This is a genomic window from Streptomyces sp. NPDC096105 (genome assembly GCF_044763335.1).
Lineage (GTDB): Bacteria > Actinomycetota > Actinomycetes > Streptomycetales > Streptomycetaceae > Streptomyces.
Map to the genome: position 1 here is coordinate 561272 of NZ_JBIWGC010000001.1, position 14406 is coordinate 575677.

Consider the following 14406-nt stretch of genomic DNA (forward strand, 5'->3'; position numbering starts at 1 on the left):
AGGAGGCGCTCCCTTGGAGCTCAGCAGGCGCACCTTCACCGCCCTGGCCGGCACGGCCGCGCTCGGTCTCGCGCTGGCCGGCAGCGGCGGGGCGGCGACCGGCCCGCGGGGGCCGCGCGTCGTGCCGACCGGGCCGCCGCCCCCGCCGCCGGAGGCCGACGGCCGGCGCCATCGCGTGGCCCACGACCGGCACTCCCTGCTGGTCGACGGCGCGCGCCTGGTGCTGTGGTCCGCCGAGGTCCACCCCTTCCGGCTGCCGAGCCCGTCGCTGTGGCGGGACGTGCTGCAGAAGCTGCGCGCCCACGGCTTCAACGCGGTTGACGTGCCCGTGCCGTGGAACGTCCACTCCCCCGCGCCCGGCGTGCACGACTTCACCGGGGTGCGGGACCTGAACCGCTTCCTCTCCGTGGCCGCCGAGGAGCGGCTGTACGTGGTGCTGCGGCCCGGACCCTACCTCGGCGCGGACCTGGACGCCGGCGGCCTCCCCGGCTGGCTCACGGCCGCCGCGGGCTCCGCCCGCACCGACGACCCCGAGTACCTGCGGCACGCCGAGGCGTGGCTGACCGCCGTCGACGCCATCGCCGTACGGCACCTGTACACCGCGGGCGGCGGGACGGTGCTGCTGTACCGGCTGGAGGACGGGCGTCCGGTGCCGGCCGGGGACCCCGCGGCGCGCGCCCACCGGGCCCGGCTGTACGCGACGGTGCGCGCCGACCGCATCGACGTGCCGGTCCTGGACGGGGACGGCTGGACCGGCGGCGACGGACCCCGCACGGCCGGTCTCACCGCCGTGGCGGGCGGGGCGGCCGACGCCTGGGGCGGGGCGCTGTCCGGCGGCGAGGGGTACGCGCGGGTGCGCGAGACCCACGACGCGGTGCACGAGCGGCGGCGCCATCTCAGCGCGCTCGCCGACCGGGTCACCGTGCACCACACCGGCATGGGGTTCGGCGGGACGTCGTGGGGCTGGCTGCCCGGACCCGGCGTCCACACCTCCTACGACTACGGGGCGGTGCTCGACGAGGCACGCCGGCCGGCGCCGAACATGGCCGCCGTCCAGCAGCTCGGCCATCTGGTGCGGACCGTGCCCGACCTCGCCCGGCTGGAACCGGCCGGCGACGGCCAGGAGCGCGTCGCGGACGGACGGCTGACGGTGCGCCGCCTGGCCAACCCGGACACCGGCGCGCGGTTCCTCGTGGTGCGCAACGACTCCGAGGAGGAGGTGCGCGCCCTGCTGCCCGGCACCGGCATCGAGGTGCCGGTCACCGTGGCCGCGGGCGACGCCAAGCTGCTCGCGACGGACCTCCGTCTGGGCCACCGCACGCTCGCCTACACCACCGTCCAGCCGATGCTCTCCGTCTCCACCGGGCGGCAGGACGTGGCCGTGTTCGTCGGCCGTCACGGGGAGACCGCCCAGCTCGCGCTGGACTGTGAGAAGCAGCCGGGCGTCGACCGCGCGGACACCGAACCCGCCTGGGCCTACGACCGGGGCCGGCTGAACCTCGTCGTCCCGCTCGGCGTGGGCGGCCTGAGCCGGGTGCTGGTCAAGGACGGCGACTCCGAGACCCCCCTCGTGCTGCTGTTCGCCGACGACGAGACCGCGCTGCGCCTGTGGACCTACGAGACCCCGGCCGGACCGCTGGTGGTCTACGGCCCCGCCATGCTGCGCTCGGCCGCGCTGCGCGACTCCACCCTCCACCTGACCGGTGACGTCACGATCGAGACCGGCGTGGAGGTGTGGGGGCCGCGCGGCATCGCCGAGGTCACCTGGAACGGCGAGCCGGTGCCCACCTACATGGGCCGGGCCCGCAGCCGGGTGATGGAGGGGCTGATGCCGGCCGTGCGGGCGGTGGCGCTGCCCGCCCTCGACGGCTGGCGGTGCCGCGCGGAGAACCCGGAGTCCGACCCGGACTTCGACGACTCGGCCTGGACGGTCGCCGACCGCACCGCCTCGCACAGCTCCACGCCCGTGCCCGAGGGCGGGCCCGTGCTGTTCGCGGACGACTACGGCTTCCACCACGGCGACGTCTGGTACCGGGGGCGGGTCGAGGACCTGCGCGGCATCCGGTCGGTGGCGCTCTCCTACAGCACCGGCACCCAAGGGCTGCTGATGGCCTGGCTGGACGGCCGGCCGCTCGGCACCCACCGGATGCCGGCGCCCGACGAGGGGACCGTCTCGCGCGGCACCTGGACGGCCACGGCGCGGTTCACCGTCCCCGGGGCGCTGCGCACCCCCGGCGAGCACGTGCTGTCCGTGCTGGTGCGGCCCATGCAGCACGCCGGGACGGAGCCCGGCGAGGACGCCCACAAGGCCGCCCGGGGACTGGTCGCCGCCGCGTTCGCGGGCGGTGACCGCGGCGTCGAGTGGCGCGTCCGGGGCGCCGCCGACCCGGAGCGGGTGACCGGCCCGCTCAACAACGGCGGCCTGTACGGGGAACGGCGCGGCTGGCACCTGCCGGACCACGACGACCGCGGCTGGCGGGTGGTGGAACTCCCGCGCGCGGAGCGGCGGCAGGGCGTCACCTGGTACCGCACCCGCTTCCGGCTCGGTCTCGAACCCGAGCTGGACGCGTCGGTCGGGCTCACCCTGGAGGACGACCCGGAGCGCGCCTACCGGGCGCAGATCTTCCTCAACGGCTGGAACCTGGGCCAGTACGTCAACGACGTGGGCCCGCAGCACACCTTCGTGCTGCCCAACGGCATCCTGCGCACCCGCGGCTCCAACACCCTGGCGCTGGCCGTACTGTCCGACGGGACCACCCCGGCCGGACCGGGCACGGTCCGGCTGACGCTGCTGGGCGCGGCGCGCGGCGGCGTCCCGGTCGAGCCGGTGGACCCACCGGGGAGGTGAGCCCACCGGGCGCGCGGCCCCCGCGTCACGCCAGCCGGATCATGTTCCAGGACAGCGGCTCCAGCACGGCCGAGAGCCGGCCGCCGTCCAGCGCGGTGCCCTCGGCCGCGTGCGGCACCACCCGCTCGGGCTCGGCGAGGGTGTTGCGGGCGTCGGGGTCGGCGTCCGCGAGCACGCTGTGCTCGACGACGGACGTCAGCCCGAGCCCGTTCAGCGCGACGTCGAGCGGCAGCGGCCCGGTACGGGAGCGGTTGACGGCGAACACGGTGACCGTGCCGTCCTCGCCCCGCACCGCGGTCGCGTGCAGCAGGTCCGCCTCGCCGTACCGCTTCGTCTCGTACGTCGGCGAGTCCACGCGCACGTCGAGGACCTCCCCGCGGCCGTACGCGGAGGCCTGGGCGAACGGGAAGAACGTCGTCTGCCGCCAGGCCGGGCCGCCCGGCTCAGTCATGATCGGGGCGATGACGTTGACCAGCTGGGCGAGGCAGGCGACGGTGACCCGGTCCGCGTGCCGGAGCAGCGCGATCAGCAGCGAGCCGAGGACGACGGCGTCCATGACGCTGTAGTTGTCCTCCAGCAGCCGCGGCGCCTCGGGCCAGTCGAGCGCGCTCACCTGCTCGTCGGTGCGGGACATGTACCAGACGTTCCACTCGTCGAACGAGAGGTTGATCTTCTTCCGGGACTTCAGGCGGGCCCCGACGTGGTCGCAGGTGGCCACCACGTCCTCGATGAAGGTCTCCATGTCGACGGCGGAGGCGAGGAAGGAGTCCACGTCGCCGTCGAGCGGCTCGTAGTAGGCGTGCAGGGAGATGTGGTCGACCAGGTCGTACGTCTCCTGGAGGACGGTGGCCTCCCACTCGGCGAAGGTGGCCATGGAGCGGCCGGAGGAGCCGCAGGCGACGAGCTGCACGCCGGGGTCGATCTGGCGCATGGCGCGGGCGGTCTCGGCGGCGATCCTGCCGTACTCGGCGGCCGTCTTGTGGCCGGTCTGCCAGGGGCCGTCCAGTTCGTTGCCCAGGCACCACAGCCGGATGCCGAAGGGGTCCTTGTCGCCGTGGGCCGCGCGCAGGTCGGACAGGGCGGTGCCACCGGGGTGGTTGGCGTACTCCTGGAGCTGGAGGGCCTCGGCGACGCCCCGGGTGCCGAGGTTGAGCGCCATCATGGGCTCGGCCTGCGGCCCGATCTTCCGCAGGAAGGCGATGTACTCGGACAGGCCGAAGCGGTTGGTCTCGGTGGAGCGCCAGGCCAGGTCCAGGCGGCGCGGGCGGTCCTCGACGGGGCCGACGGAGTCCTCCCAGCGGTAGCCGGAGACGAAGTTGCCGCCGGGGTAGCGCACGGCGGTGACCCCGAGCTCGCGGACCAGGTCCAGGACGTCGCCGCGGATGCCGTCGGCGTCGGCGGTGGGGTGGCCCGGTTCGAACACGCCGGTGTAGACGCACCGGCCGAGGTGCTCGACGAACGAGCCGAACAGGCGGGGGTCGACCGTGCCGACGGTGAAGGCGGGGTCCAGGGTGAAGCGGGCGGTGCGCATCGTGTCCTCTCGACGGGTCGGGTCCTGCGGCGGGCGCGTCACTGGCCGGCGAGGCCGGTGTGGGCGACGCCCGCCACGATCTGGCGCTGGAAGAAGACGAAGACCACGATCAGCGGCAGGCCCGCCATGAGTCCGCCGGCCATGAGCTGGGCCCACTGGATGCCGTAGGAGTTCATGACGGTCGCGATGCCGTTCGGCATGGTCATCAGGTCGGGGTTGTTGGTGACCATGTACGGCCACAGGAAGTTGTTCCAGGAGCTGATGAAGGTGAAGATGCCGACCGCGGCGAGGGACGGGCGGGACAGCGGCACGATGATCGTGAAGAACACCCGCCAGCGGCCCGCGCCGTCGATGAACGCGGCCTCCTCCAGCTCGCGCGGCACGCCCTGGAAGAACTTGTAGAGGATGTAGACCATCGCGGCGGGCGCGCACTGCGGCAGGATCATGCCCCAGTAGGTGTCGACCATGCCGAGCTGCTGCACGGTGGTGAACAGGGGCACGCCGAGCACGGCCGGGGAGACCATCAGGCCGGCCATCACCACGCCCATCAGCACCGCCCGGCCGCGGAACTCGGTGCGGGCGAAGCCGTATCCGGCGAGGGCGCCGACCAGCAGCACGACGGCCGTGACGCACACCGACACCACGAGGGAGTTCACGAACCAGTTGGTGATGTCGCCGGTCTCGAGGACGGCCGTCCACGCCTGGCCGGTCCAGTCCTCGGGCAGCCAGTGCGGGGGCACCTGCACGGCCTCGGTCTCGGACTTCAGGGAGGTGAGCAGCGCCCAGGCGAGCGGCGCGAGGAACACCGCGGAGACGGCCGTGCCGAGCAGGGTGAGGACGATCTGGCCGGGGGTCCAGGGGCGGCGGGGGCGCGGTACGGCGGCGGTGGTCATCGGCCGTCCTCCTCACGGGTGCGCAGCAGCCACATCCGCACGAGGGCGACCGCCGCGATGAGCACGAAGAAGATGAGGGAGATCGCGGAGGCGTAGCCCACGCGGTAGCTGGTGAAGCCCTGTTCGAGGGTGTACTGCACGAAGGTGCGGGTGGAGCCCTCGGGGCCGGGTCCGAAGTCCTGCAGCACCACGGCCTGGTCGAAGACCTGGAGCGAGGCGAGGATCTGCAGCGTCACGACCAGTCCCGTGATGGCGCGCAGCATCGGCAGGGTGATGCGGACCGCGCGGTGCCAGGCGTTGGCGCCGTCCAGGGCGGCGGCCTCGTAGAGGTGCGCGGGGATGTTCTGCAGGGCGGCGAGGTAGAGCAGGAAGCTGAAGCCGACGGTCCACCACAGGGTGGTGACGACCACGGCGAGCATCGCGTACGACTTGTCGGTCAGCCAGGGCGTCTCCAGGCCGAGGACGTGGTTGACCATGCCGGTGCCGGGGTTGAACAGCCACTGCCACAGGTTGGCGGCGACGGTGGACGGCAGCAGGAACGGCGTGAAGAAGCACAGCCGCCACAGCCACTTCCCGCGCTCGATGTGGTGCGCGAGCATCGCGAGGAGGAACGCCAGGACGGTGATGCAGGGCACCACCAGCAGCGTGAAGTACGCGCTGTGGCCGAGGGCCTCCCACATCAGCGGGTCGTCCAGGGCCTCCCGGTAGTTGTCGAGGCCGACGAAGGAGGCGTGGTCCCCGGAGACGTTGGCGTCGGTGAAGCTGAGGTACAGGCCGCGCAGCAGCGGCCAGACGACGAAGAGGGCGAACAGGGCGAGGAACGGGGCGACGAACCAGCCGCCGTGCTGGAGGCCCTGTCCGCGGCGGACGGAGGTGGCGGGGGCGGCGGGGGCGGCGTCCCCGGTCCGGGCCGGGCGGAGGACGGTCCGTGCTCCGGTGGCGGTCATGCGGCGTCACCCGCCTCGGCGGCGGTGCGGCCGTCCATCGGGTTCCTGGAGGCGAGCAGGGCGGCGAGTTCGCTCCTCATCCGGCGGGCGGCGGCGTCGGGCCGGGCGGAGCCGGTGGTGGCGGAGACCACGATCGGGCCGACCCGCTGGGCGAGGATGCCGGTGGAGCCGGCGAACCACACCTTGGGCTCGGTGGCCTGGTGGTCCATCGCGGACACGTACTCGTTCTGCGGTTCGAGCGCGCGGTAGGCGGGGGTGGACAGGGTGGGGGTGTGGGCGGGGATGTGGCCGCCCGCGGCCCACTGCCGGGCGTGCCGGACGATGTACGCGGCGAGCCGGTGGGCGGCCTCGTCGGCGGCCCCGCCCCGGCCCGCCTGGTGCGGCAGCACGAAGGCGTGGGACTCGGCGTGGGTGGCGGGGCGGCCGAAGACCGGCGGCAGGGGGACGGCGCCGTACTCGGCCTTCGCGGAGTCGAAGACCGGCACGGACCAGTTGCCCTCCCACACGAACGGGGCGCCGTTGACGAACTGTTCGGCGCCCGCGCCGCCGCCGTAGCCGGGATCGGCGTACCCGTCGGTGAGGTGGCGGCGCAGGAACTGCAGGACCCGGGTGGCGCGTTCGGTGTCGAAGGTGACGCGCGCGTTGGCGTCGTCGAACCAGGTGCCGCCGAGCTGGGTGTAGAAGGCGACGAAGAACCACCACTGGAAGTTCTGGTCGTTGTGCCACAGGCCGATGGTCTGGAGCCCTTTCCTCGTCGCCCCCCTGGCCTCCCTCAGCACGTCGAACCACTCCTCGGCGGACGTCACCGGCGCCATGCGGCCGTCGGGGCCGAGCAGGCCGGCGCGGTCCAGGACGTCCTTGCGGTAGAAGCAGAGCTGGACGTGGATGTCGAGCGGGAGGGCGTAGAGCCTGCCGTCGACGACGGCGCGCCGCCACAGGTCGGCGTCGAAGTCGGCCTCGCGCACACCGAATCGGGCCAGCAGCTCCGTGTCCCAGGGGTCCAGGAGGCGGCCGGGCGAGAAGCCGGGGACCCGGCCGAGGTGCATGACGCCGAGTTCGGGGGCGCGGTTGCCCGCGGCGGCCATGGCGAGCTTGGTGTAGAAGGGGTTGCCCCACTGGAGCGTGGAGTCCTTCACCTCGATGCCGGGGTGGTGCGCCCGGAAGGCGTCCAGCATCGCGATCATGTTGTATCCGTCGCCGCCGCTGAAGAGGTTCCAGTAGCGCACCCGGGTGTCCGCGCCGGAGGCGAGCGCGTCGGCCCCCGTGCCGAGCGCCGCGAAGCCGAAGCTCCCGGCGACCGTCAGCCCGCCGAGCCCGGCGAGGAGTTGCCTGCGGTTCAGGCCAGGTCGTCCCATTCCCTGCCCCATCTGCTCATCGAGTGTCCGAGGTGTCGCTGTGTCCGAGGTGTCGCTGTGGTCGAGATGCCGCAGTGTGCGGAATGCCGCTGCGTTCGAAATTTCGGATGACGCCCGTAACTTCGAACGGGACCGTAGGTGCCGGGCGGGACCGCGTCAATGCCCCGGACAGAACTCGTCGCCGCGCACGGCCGTCCCGGGCCGTCCGGCGGGCACCGGATCGCGTGACGCGGACACGTCCGGCCGCGTAGGCTCGAACAGCCTGGGGTGCGGCGGTCGCACGGGCGAGAGGACCTGATGGATGGCGCGGGCGCACGGACGCGGGCCGTACGGCTCGCCTCGGCGCTGCGGCGGTCCCGCACCCGCGCCGCCCTGCGCCGCCTGGCCGGCGATCTCGCCACCGCGCTCCGCGCACGGCCCGGTCCCCTCACGGACGTCCGGGCGGTGTGCCGGGTGCTGTGCGAGGAGATGAGCTCGCGGCGCGGAGGACGGCCCGTGGTCCTGCGCTTCGAACGCTTCCCCGACGAGATCGAAGTGACCGGCCTGTGGGTGGAGTTCCAGGACTTCGACCTGGTCATCGTGGAGGAGCGAGCGGAGGCCATGCAGCAACTGGTCATCCTCGGACACGAGTTGTGGCACATGCACGCCGGGCACCGGCACCACGCCCCGGTGACGGCCCAGCGGGTCCTGACGGACGGCACACCGGACTGGGACGCCGCGCTCGCCATGGCCGCCCGCGACGGCTCCCGCGCGGCCGACGAGGCCGAGGCCGACGAGTTCGGGCACCGGATGGCCGCCGCCGTGCGCTCCCTCCTGGACGGCCGGGAGACCGACGCCGGTCCGCTGCAGCGGGCCCTGGGCTACCGCGGACGGCGAGGGACCCACCGGTGAACGCCCCGCTCGCCGCCACGCCCTCGGACGTCCTCGGCGACCTCTACATCTCCTTCTGGATCCCCACGGGCGTCCTCACCGCGGCCCTGATCATCAAACTGCCGACCATCGTCCGTCTGTGGCGGGACCCGCTGCTGCGCGCGGTGGGCGGGCTGCTCCTGCTCGCCTGCGCCGTCTTCGTCTTCGTGGCGCCCACCACCATCGCCCGGGTCAACCGCGTCACGGGGGTGCCGAACATCTCGGCGCCGTGGTGCTACTCCCTCCTCACCGCGTTCTGCGCCTCCTGCCTGCTGCTGATCATCGCCTGGCGCAACGGGCTGTCGGACCGCTCCGCCGCCACCCGGCGGGCGATGCGCTGGGTGATCTCCCTCTACTCCGGGGTGATCGTCGCCCTGTGGGTGCTGTTCTTCCTCGCGGACGCGTCCGTGGAGCGGCTGCGGGACCTGGACACGTACTACGCCACCACGCCGTTCATGCGCGAGCAGATCGTGCTCTACCTGCTCGCGCACACCGTCGCCGTCCTCATCACCTGCCGGCTGCTGTGGAACTGGGTGCAGACCGAGGGACTGGACGCCTTGCTGCGGTGGGGCCTGAAGTTCCTGGGCGTCGGCTACGCGCTGAACCTGGTCTTCGACGCCGCCAAGCTCACCGCCGTCGCCGCCCGCTGGACCGGGAACGACCTGGACTGGCTCAGCACCGACCTGGCGCCCCCCGTCGCCTGCCTGTCGGCCATCCTGATCGCGGTGGGCTTCATCCTCCCGCACGCCGGCCAGTACCTGCACGAGCGCTGGCACGTCCGGCTCGCCCTCCACCGGCTGCGGCCCCTGTACCTGCTGATGCGCTCGGCCAACGGCAGGGGTGTGCCGTTCCTGCTGCGCGCCACCCCGGAGCTGCGCCTGATCCGCCGGGAGACCTTCATCCGCGACGAACTGCTCCTGCTGGCCCGGCACATCGACGAGGAACGGCGTGACCGGACGCGCGAGGCCGCGCTCGGTCTCGGGTTCCCGCCGGAGCGTGCCGGGGCGCTGGCGAACGCCGTGTCGATCCTGGAGGCCGTCGAGGCCAGGCGCCATGCGCCGGACGAGGAGGGCACCCAGGACCCCGACACCACCGACCTGCTGCGGGAGATCGGCGCCGTCTCCCGGGAGCTGCGCCGCCCCCACACCGTGGAGGCGGTCCGTTCACGGGCCGCCGCCCTCGCGGCGGGCCCCCCGGCGGCCGTCTCCCGCGGCGCGTCCCCCGGGCACGGGGAACCGGCCCGGTGACCACCGCGACCGCCCCGCCGGACGGCGGGCGCGGGCCGGGGGAAGCCCCCTCACCGAGAACCCACGACAGGTCAGGAGAACGAAGAGCGTGCCCGCCGTCCCAGAGAGAAAACGTCCGTCCATGAGCGGACGTCCCGCCACCGCCGTCGTGCTCGGCGGATCCGTCGCCGGGCTGCTCGCCGCGCGGGCCCTGGCCCCGTTCGCCCGGGTCACCGTGGTGGAGCGCGACGCGCTGCCCGCCGGTCCCGAGCCGCGGCGCGGCGTCCCGCAGGCACGGCACGCGCACCAGCTGTGGTCGGGCGGGGCGCGCGCCCTGGAGGAACTCGTGCCGGGCGTCACCGAGCGGCTGCGGGCGGCGGGGGCCCACCGCCAGCCGGTCACCACGAACATGGTGGTGCTGTCACCGCACGGCTGGTACCGGCGCTGGGACGAGTCCCACCACATGCTGCTGTGCACCCGTGACCTGCTGGAGGCGACCCTGCGGGCCCAGGTGCTCGGCGACCGGCGGATCGAGCTGCTCGACCGGACCGAGGTCCTCGCGCTCGACGGCGCCCGCACCGCCGTCACCGGCGTCCGGGTCCGGACGGACGACGGCGCCGAGCGCACGCTGCGGGCCGGTCTGGTGGTGGACGCCACGGGACGCGGTTCTCGCACCGCCCGGTGGCTGGCCGACGCCGGGCTGCCCGCTCCCGAGCGCCGGGAGGTCGACACCGGTCTGGTGTACGCGAGCCGTCTCTACCTCGCCCCGGAGGCGGCCCGGGACGGCTTCCCGGTCGTCAACGTGCAGCAGGACCCGCGGGCGGGGGGACCGGGCCGCGGCGGCGTGCTGCTGCCCGTGGAGGACGGGCGCTGGCTGGTCACCCTGTTCGGCACGCGGGGCGGCGAACCCACCGCCCGGGTGGCCGACTTCGAGCGTTTCGCCCGCGAGGAGCTGCGGCACCCGGTGATCGCCGACCTGCTCGGCGAGGCGGTCCCGCAGACGGAGGTGGCGCTCACCCGGGCCACCTCCAACCGCCGTTTCCTGTACGAGCGGATGACGGCGTGGCCGGAGAACCTGGTGGTGGCCGGGGACGCGCTCGCCGCGTTCAACCCCGTCTACGGCCACGGCATGGCGGTGGCGGCGCGCGGCGCGGCGGCGCTGCGCGCGACGGTGCGGCGGCACGGCTGGGGGTCGCCGGGACTGGCCCGCCGCGCGCAGCGCGCGGTGGCCCGGCCGGTGGGAGCGGCCTGGGACCTCGCCCTGGGCCAGGACGTGTTCTACCCGGGGCCGACCCACGACGGCCCGTCCGTGCGGGACCGGTGGCTGGCCGCGTACGTCGGCCGGCTGATGCGCACGGCCACCGGGAACGGGCGCGTCGCGCGGCGCGTCACCGACGTGACCTCGCTGGAGCGGGGCCCGGCGGTGCTGCTGACCCCGCGGATGCTCGTGGCGGCGCTGGCGGGGCCGCTGAAGCCCGCCCTGACGGCCCCGCCGCTGACGGCCGAGGAGCGCAAGGCGGCCGGCCTGTCGTGAGACCCGGCCGTCTCAGCCCGCGAAGGCGGGCTGGGCGACGCCCCGGCCCGCGCCCGGGACCACCAGCAGGGACCCGGCGAGCGGGTGCGGGGCGGCCAGGCCGACACGGGCCGTGGTGAGGTAGAGGTCGGTCAGCCCGACGCCGCCGAAGGCGCAGGCCGTGACCCGCGGGACGGGCAGCTCGATCACCCGGTCCAGTGCGCCGGACGGGGTGTAGCGGCGCACCGCCGACCCGTCCCACAGGGCCACCCAGACACAGCCGTCGGCGTCGACGGTGAGGCCGTCGGGGAAGCCGGCGCCCTCCTCGATCTCCGCGAGCGGGCGGCGGTTCGTGAACGTGCCGTCCTCGGCGACGTCGCACACGTCGACGCGGCGGGTGGGCGTGTCGATGTAGTACAGCAGCCGGCCGTCGGGGCTCCAGCCGGTGCCGTTGCTCACCGTCACGTCGTCGAGGAGCACGGTGACCGTGCCGTCGCCGGTCACCCGGGACAGGGTGCCGCCGCCGGGCGCCTCGTCGTAGCGCATGGTGCCCGCGAGGAGGCTGCCGTCGGGGGCGACGGCGGCGTCGTTGCCCCGGCGGCCGGGGACCGGCTCGCGGTGCAGCCAGCGGAAGGTGTCGTCGGGGTCGAGCAGGCCGATGCCGTCCCGCAGGTTCAGCACCAGGCCGCCGCCCGCGCGGGGCTTGACCGCGCCCACGTGCTGCTCGGTGCGGCGCACGGTGCGCCGGCCGGTGGCGGGATCGTAGGTGTGCACGCGGGAGCCCAGGATGTCGAGCCACAGCAGCCGGCCGGCCGCCGGGTCCCAGGTGGGGCCCTCGCCCAGCTCCGCCTCCGCGCGGACCGCGACGTCGAACGTGTGTGTCATGCCATGCTCCTGTGGCCCAGTCGCTCGGAGAGTTCGGCGGCGCCCTTCACGGCGAGCTGTTCCAGCTCGGCCCGGCGCTCGTCGCTCCAGCGGATCATCGGTACGGAAATGGACAGCGCGGCGACCACCTGTCCGGTGCGGTCGCGCACCGGGGCGGCGACGCACGAGACGTCCGGGTTGGATTCGCGGCTCTCCACCGCCACGCCCCGGGTGCGGATGTCCGCGAGGGCCTCGCGCAGGACGGCCGGGTCGGTGATGCTGTTCGGGGTCATCGCGGCCAGCTCCGCGCCGTCGGGGAAGCGCGCGGCCAGTTCCGGCTCGGGAAGGGAGGCCAGCAGCATCTTGCCGACGGAGGTGCAGTGCGCGGGGAGTCGGCGGCCGGCCGCCGACACCATCCGCACCGCGTGGGTGGAGTCCACCTTGGCGATGTAGATGACGTCGGTGTCCTCCAGGATCGCCACGTGCACGGTCTCGTCGCAGGTCTCGGCGACGGACCGGGCGACCTGCTGTCCCTCGGCGGCCAGGTCCAGGTGCTCGGCGTAGCGGGCGCCGAGCTGGTAGGGCCGTACGCCCAGCCGGTAGCGGCCCGGCTGGCCGGCGACCGGGACGAGGTACTTGCGGGCGGCGAGCGTGGTGACCAGCTCGTGGACGGTGGTGCGCGGCAGTTGCAGCGTGCGCACGATGTCGGGGGCGGAGAGCGTGCCGTCCCCGTCGAGGAAGAGCTCGAGTATGTCGAGCGCCCGGGTCACGGCTGGTACGAGTCGTCCCACGACCGGCCCCTCCTAGCGGTCTCGGCGCCTGCGTTCGAAATACCAACAGACGATCGGCATGACGAACACAGGCTAGCGACAGCCCGTCCGGACGGGCAACGCCCCCCAGGGGCGCGGGAAACCGCGCGGTCACCCGCGTACGCCGCCGCCCACGCACCGCCGCGCCGCCCCTGCCCCACGAGCGGCTCCGCGGCCCGCGCCTTCGCCCCGGACGCGGCGGGCGACCGTCACGAGGGGTCGCCGAGTTCCCCTGGGGCCTGCTCCAGCGGACGGCCGTCAGCGGCCGGCCGCCTCGATGATCCGCTCCACGACGACCGGCAGCGACTCCGGGTGCAGCCACAGGAACAGGTTCGGCTCGACCAGCTCCAGCTCCATCACCCGGGGCCGCCCGTCGTCACCGTCCACCAGGTCGACGCGTGCGTACAGCAGCTCGGGCGCCCCTGGAACGGCGGACAGCGCGGCGTCCGCGACGGCGAGCTCGTCCGCCGTGGGAGTCCAGGCGGTCAGTCCGGGGTGGGCCGTCTTCCGCTGGTCGTAGGGGGTGCCGGGGGCCAGTACCGGACCCTTCCTGCCGGCGTGCAGCAGCGTCCCGCCGAAGAACTGCAGCGCCCGCTCCCCGCCGCTGTCGATGGCCCGCACGTACGGCTGCACCATCGCCGTGAGCCCCTCGTCGTGCATGCGGCGCACATGCCGTACGGCGGTGTCGTGCTCGTCGGGGGTGTAGCGGGCGGCGAACCGGGCGCCGGCCCCGGAGGCCGGTTTGACCACGAACTCGTGGCCGTCCGGGAGGCCGACGGCGTCGCCGGGCGCCAGGTACCGCGTGTCCACCACGGGCACCCCGGCCCCGGCGAGGTCCGCGAGGTAGCGCTTGTCGGTGTTCCACCGCACCACGTCCGCCGGATTGGCCAGCCGGGTCAGCGCGCCGCACCGCTCCGCCCACGCGGTGAACTCGGCCGCCCGCCAGCTGTAGTCCCAGGTGGAGCGGATCACGGCGAGGTCGAACCGGCCCCAGTCGACGCGGCCGTCGTCCCACACCTCGGCGGACGCCTCCGCCCCGGCCTCGTTCAACGCCCGCACCAGCACCGGGAGGTCCCGGTCCTCCGACACGTCGGGCTGAGGCGCACAGGTCACAAGCGCGATACGGGGCACGGGCGACTCACTCCTCGCTCGAACGGCTGATCGACCGAGAGGCTAACAGTTCCGTCTCCGTACGGCGGGCTCGCCGTCGCGGCGGTGCCGGCGGCGGCGCGGCCGGTGACGGCGGCACCCGGCCGGGGGTGGTGAACTGCTGGCGGGTGACTGCGTACAGGCGCGTTCAAGCGTGCGTGTCCGGGCGTGCGGTACGTGCGCTGCGGGAGGCGGGAGCGCCCCCTGCCCACCGGAGTGGCGAGCAGGGGCATCGGACCGCTCGGGCCGCACCGGTGGCCCCGGGGCGTGCGGAAACCCGCCCCCGCGTCCCCGGACCACGGACACGGTCCCCGCGCGCCGGACGCGGAGCGAACGCGGGCGACCAGGACACCCCACACCGT

Annotated in this window: 11 protein-coding genes; 4 read left to right on the forward strand and 7 right to left on the reverse strand. The window is 74.3% G+C overall.

Annotation, left to right across the window (positions count from 1 at the left end):
- The first annotated feature begins 13 nt into the window (after nucleotides 1–13).
- Complete coding sequence (locus ACIQ8B_RS02470; RefSeq protein WP_403544687.1) at nucleotides 14–2848, forward strand: beta-galactosidase; 2835 nt, start codon at nucleotides 14–16, stop codon at nucleotides 2846–2848.
- Between the two features lie 25 nt (nucleotides 2849–2873).
- Here ACIQ8B_RS02470 and ACIQ8B_RS02475 read toward each other — a convergent pair whose 3' ends face one another.
- The 4 genes from ACIQ8B_RS02475 to ACIQ8B_RS02490 are packed head-to-tail and all read right to left on the reverse strand — an operon-like array spanning nucleotide 2874 to nucleotide 7574.
- Nucleotides 2874–4379 carry an alpha-N-arabinofuranosidase gene (locus ACIQ8B_RS02475; protein WP_106414355.1) on the reverse strand — a complete coding sequence of 502 codons (1506 nt, stop codon included), beginning with the start codon at nucleotides 4377–4379 and terminating at the stop codon, nucleotides 2874–2876.
- Between the two features lie 38 nt (nucleotides 4380–4417).
- Complete coding sequence (locus ACIQ8B_RS02480) at nucleotides 4418–5272, reverse strand: carbohydrate ABC transporter permease (RefSeq protein ID WP_403544689.1); 855 nt, start codon at nucleotides 5270–5272, stop codon at nucleotides 4418–4420.
- Nucleotides 5269–6219: a carbohydrate ABC transporter permease gene (locus ACIQ8B_RS02485; protein ID WP_403544691.1), complete on the reverse strand. Its 951-nt coding sequence runs from the start codon at nucleotides 6217–6219 to the stop codon at nucleotides 5269–5271. Before ACIQ8B_RS02485 ends, ACIQ8B_RS02480 begins: the two co-directional genes overlap by 4 nt.
- Nucleotides 6216–7574, reverse strand: coding sequence for an extracellular solute-binding protein (locus tag ACIQ8B_RS02490; RefSeq protein ID WP_403544693.1), 1359 nt, complete (start codon nucleotides 7572–7574; stop codon nucleotides 6216–6218). The genes ACIQ8B_RS02485 and ACIQ8B_RS02490 overlap by 4 nt, the downstream gene beginning before the upstream one ends.
- 297 nt (nucleotides 7575–7871) lie before the next feature.
- Between ACIQ8B_RS02490 and ACIQ8B_RS02495 the strand changes: the two genes are divergently transcribed.
- The 3 genes from ACIQ8B_RS02495 to ACIQ8B_RS02505 all read left to right on the forward strand — a co-directional run bounded on the left by ACIQ8B_RS02495 (nucleotide 7872) and on the right by ACIQ8B_RS02505 (nucleotide 11243).
- Nucleotides 7872–8465 (forward strand): toxin-antitoxin system, toxin component family protein, encoded by a 594-nt coding sequence (locus tag ACIQ8B_RS02495; protein WP_198602564.1) that lies wholly within the window; start codon nucleotides 7872–7874, stop codon nucleotides 8463–8465.
- Complete coding sequence (locus tag ACIQ8B_RS02500; RefSeq protein ID WP_403544696.1) at nucleotides 8462–9730, forward strand: MAB_1171c family putative transporter; 1269 nt, start codon at nucleotides 8462–8464, stop codon at nucleotides 9728–9730. The genes ACIQ8B_RS02495 and ACIQ8B_RS02500 overlap by 4 nt, the downstream gene beginning before the upstream one ends.
- Nucleotides 9731–9851: 121 nt before the next feature.
- Nucleotides 9852–11243, forward strand: a complete 1392-nt coding sequence (locus tag ACIQ8B_RS02505; RefSeq protein ID WP_403544698.1) for an FAD-dependent oxidoreductase — start codon at nucleotides 9852–9854, stop codon at nucleotides 11241–11243.
- A 12-nt stretch (nucleotides 11244–11255) separates the two neighbouring features.
- On the opposite strand, the gene ACIQ8B_RS02510 is transcribed toward ACIQ8B_RS02505, so the two are convergent.
- The 3 genes from ACIQ8B_RS02510 to ACIQ8B_RS02520 form a co-directional block, all read right to left on the reverse strand.
- Nucleotides 11256–12107: an SMP-30/gluconolactonase/LRE family protein gene (locus ACIQ8B_RS02510; protein WP_290004699.1), complete on the reverse strand. Its 852-nt coding sequence runs from the start codon at nucleotides 12105–12107 to the stop codon at nucleotides 11256–11258.
- Complete coding sequence (locus ACIQ8B_RS02515) at nucleotides 12104–12877, reverse strand: IclR family transcriptional regulator (protein WP_290004700.1); 774 nt, start codon at nucleotides 12875–12877, stop codon at nucleotides 12104–12106. Before ACIQ8B_RS02515 ends, ACIQ8B_RS02510 begins: the two co-directional genes overlap by 4 nt.
- A 276-nt stretch (nucleotides 12878–13153) precedes the next feature.
- Entirely contained in the window at nucleotides 13154–14026 is an 873-nt protein-coding gene (locus ACIQ8B_RS02520) for a RimK family alpha-L-glutamate ligase (RefSeq protein WP_403544701.1), read from the reverse strand.
- Nucleotides 14027–14406 lie beyond the last annotated feature (380 nt).

Excerpts from the sequence above, each read along its gene's own strand:
- ACIQ8B_RS02475 (WP_106414355.1), bottom strand. The coding sequence starts at position 4,379 with ATGCGCACCGCCCGCTTCACCCTGGACCCCGCCTTCACCGTCGGCACG.
- ACIQ8B_RS02480 (WP_403544689.1), bottom strand. The coding sequence starts at position 5,272 with ATGACCACCGCCGCCGTACCGCGCCCCCGCCGCCCCTGGACCCCCGGC.
- ACIQ8B_RS02485 (WP_403544691.1), bottom strand. The coding sequence starts at position 6,219 with ATGACCGCCACCGGAGCACGGACCGTCCTCCGCCCGGCCCGGACCGGG.
- ACIQ8B_RS02490 (WP_403544693.1), bottom strand. The coding sequence starts at position 7,574 with ATGGGACGACCTGGCCTGAACCGCAGGCAACTCCTCGCCGGGCTCGGC.
- ACIQ8B_RS02495 (WP_198602564.1), top strand. The coding sequence starts at position 7,872 with ATGGATGGCGCGGGCGCACGGACGCGGGCCGTACGGCTCGCCTCGGCG.
- ACIQ8B_RS02505 (WP_403544698.1), top strand. The coding sequence starts at position 9,852 with ATGAGCGGACGTCCCGCCACCGCCGTCGTGCTCGGCGGATCCGTCGCC.
- ACIQ8B_RS02510 (WP_290004699.1), bottom strand. The coding sequence starts at position 12,107 with ATGACACACACGTTCGACGTCGCGGTCCGCGCGGAGGCGGAGCTGGGC.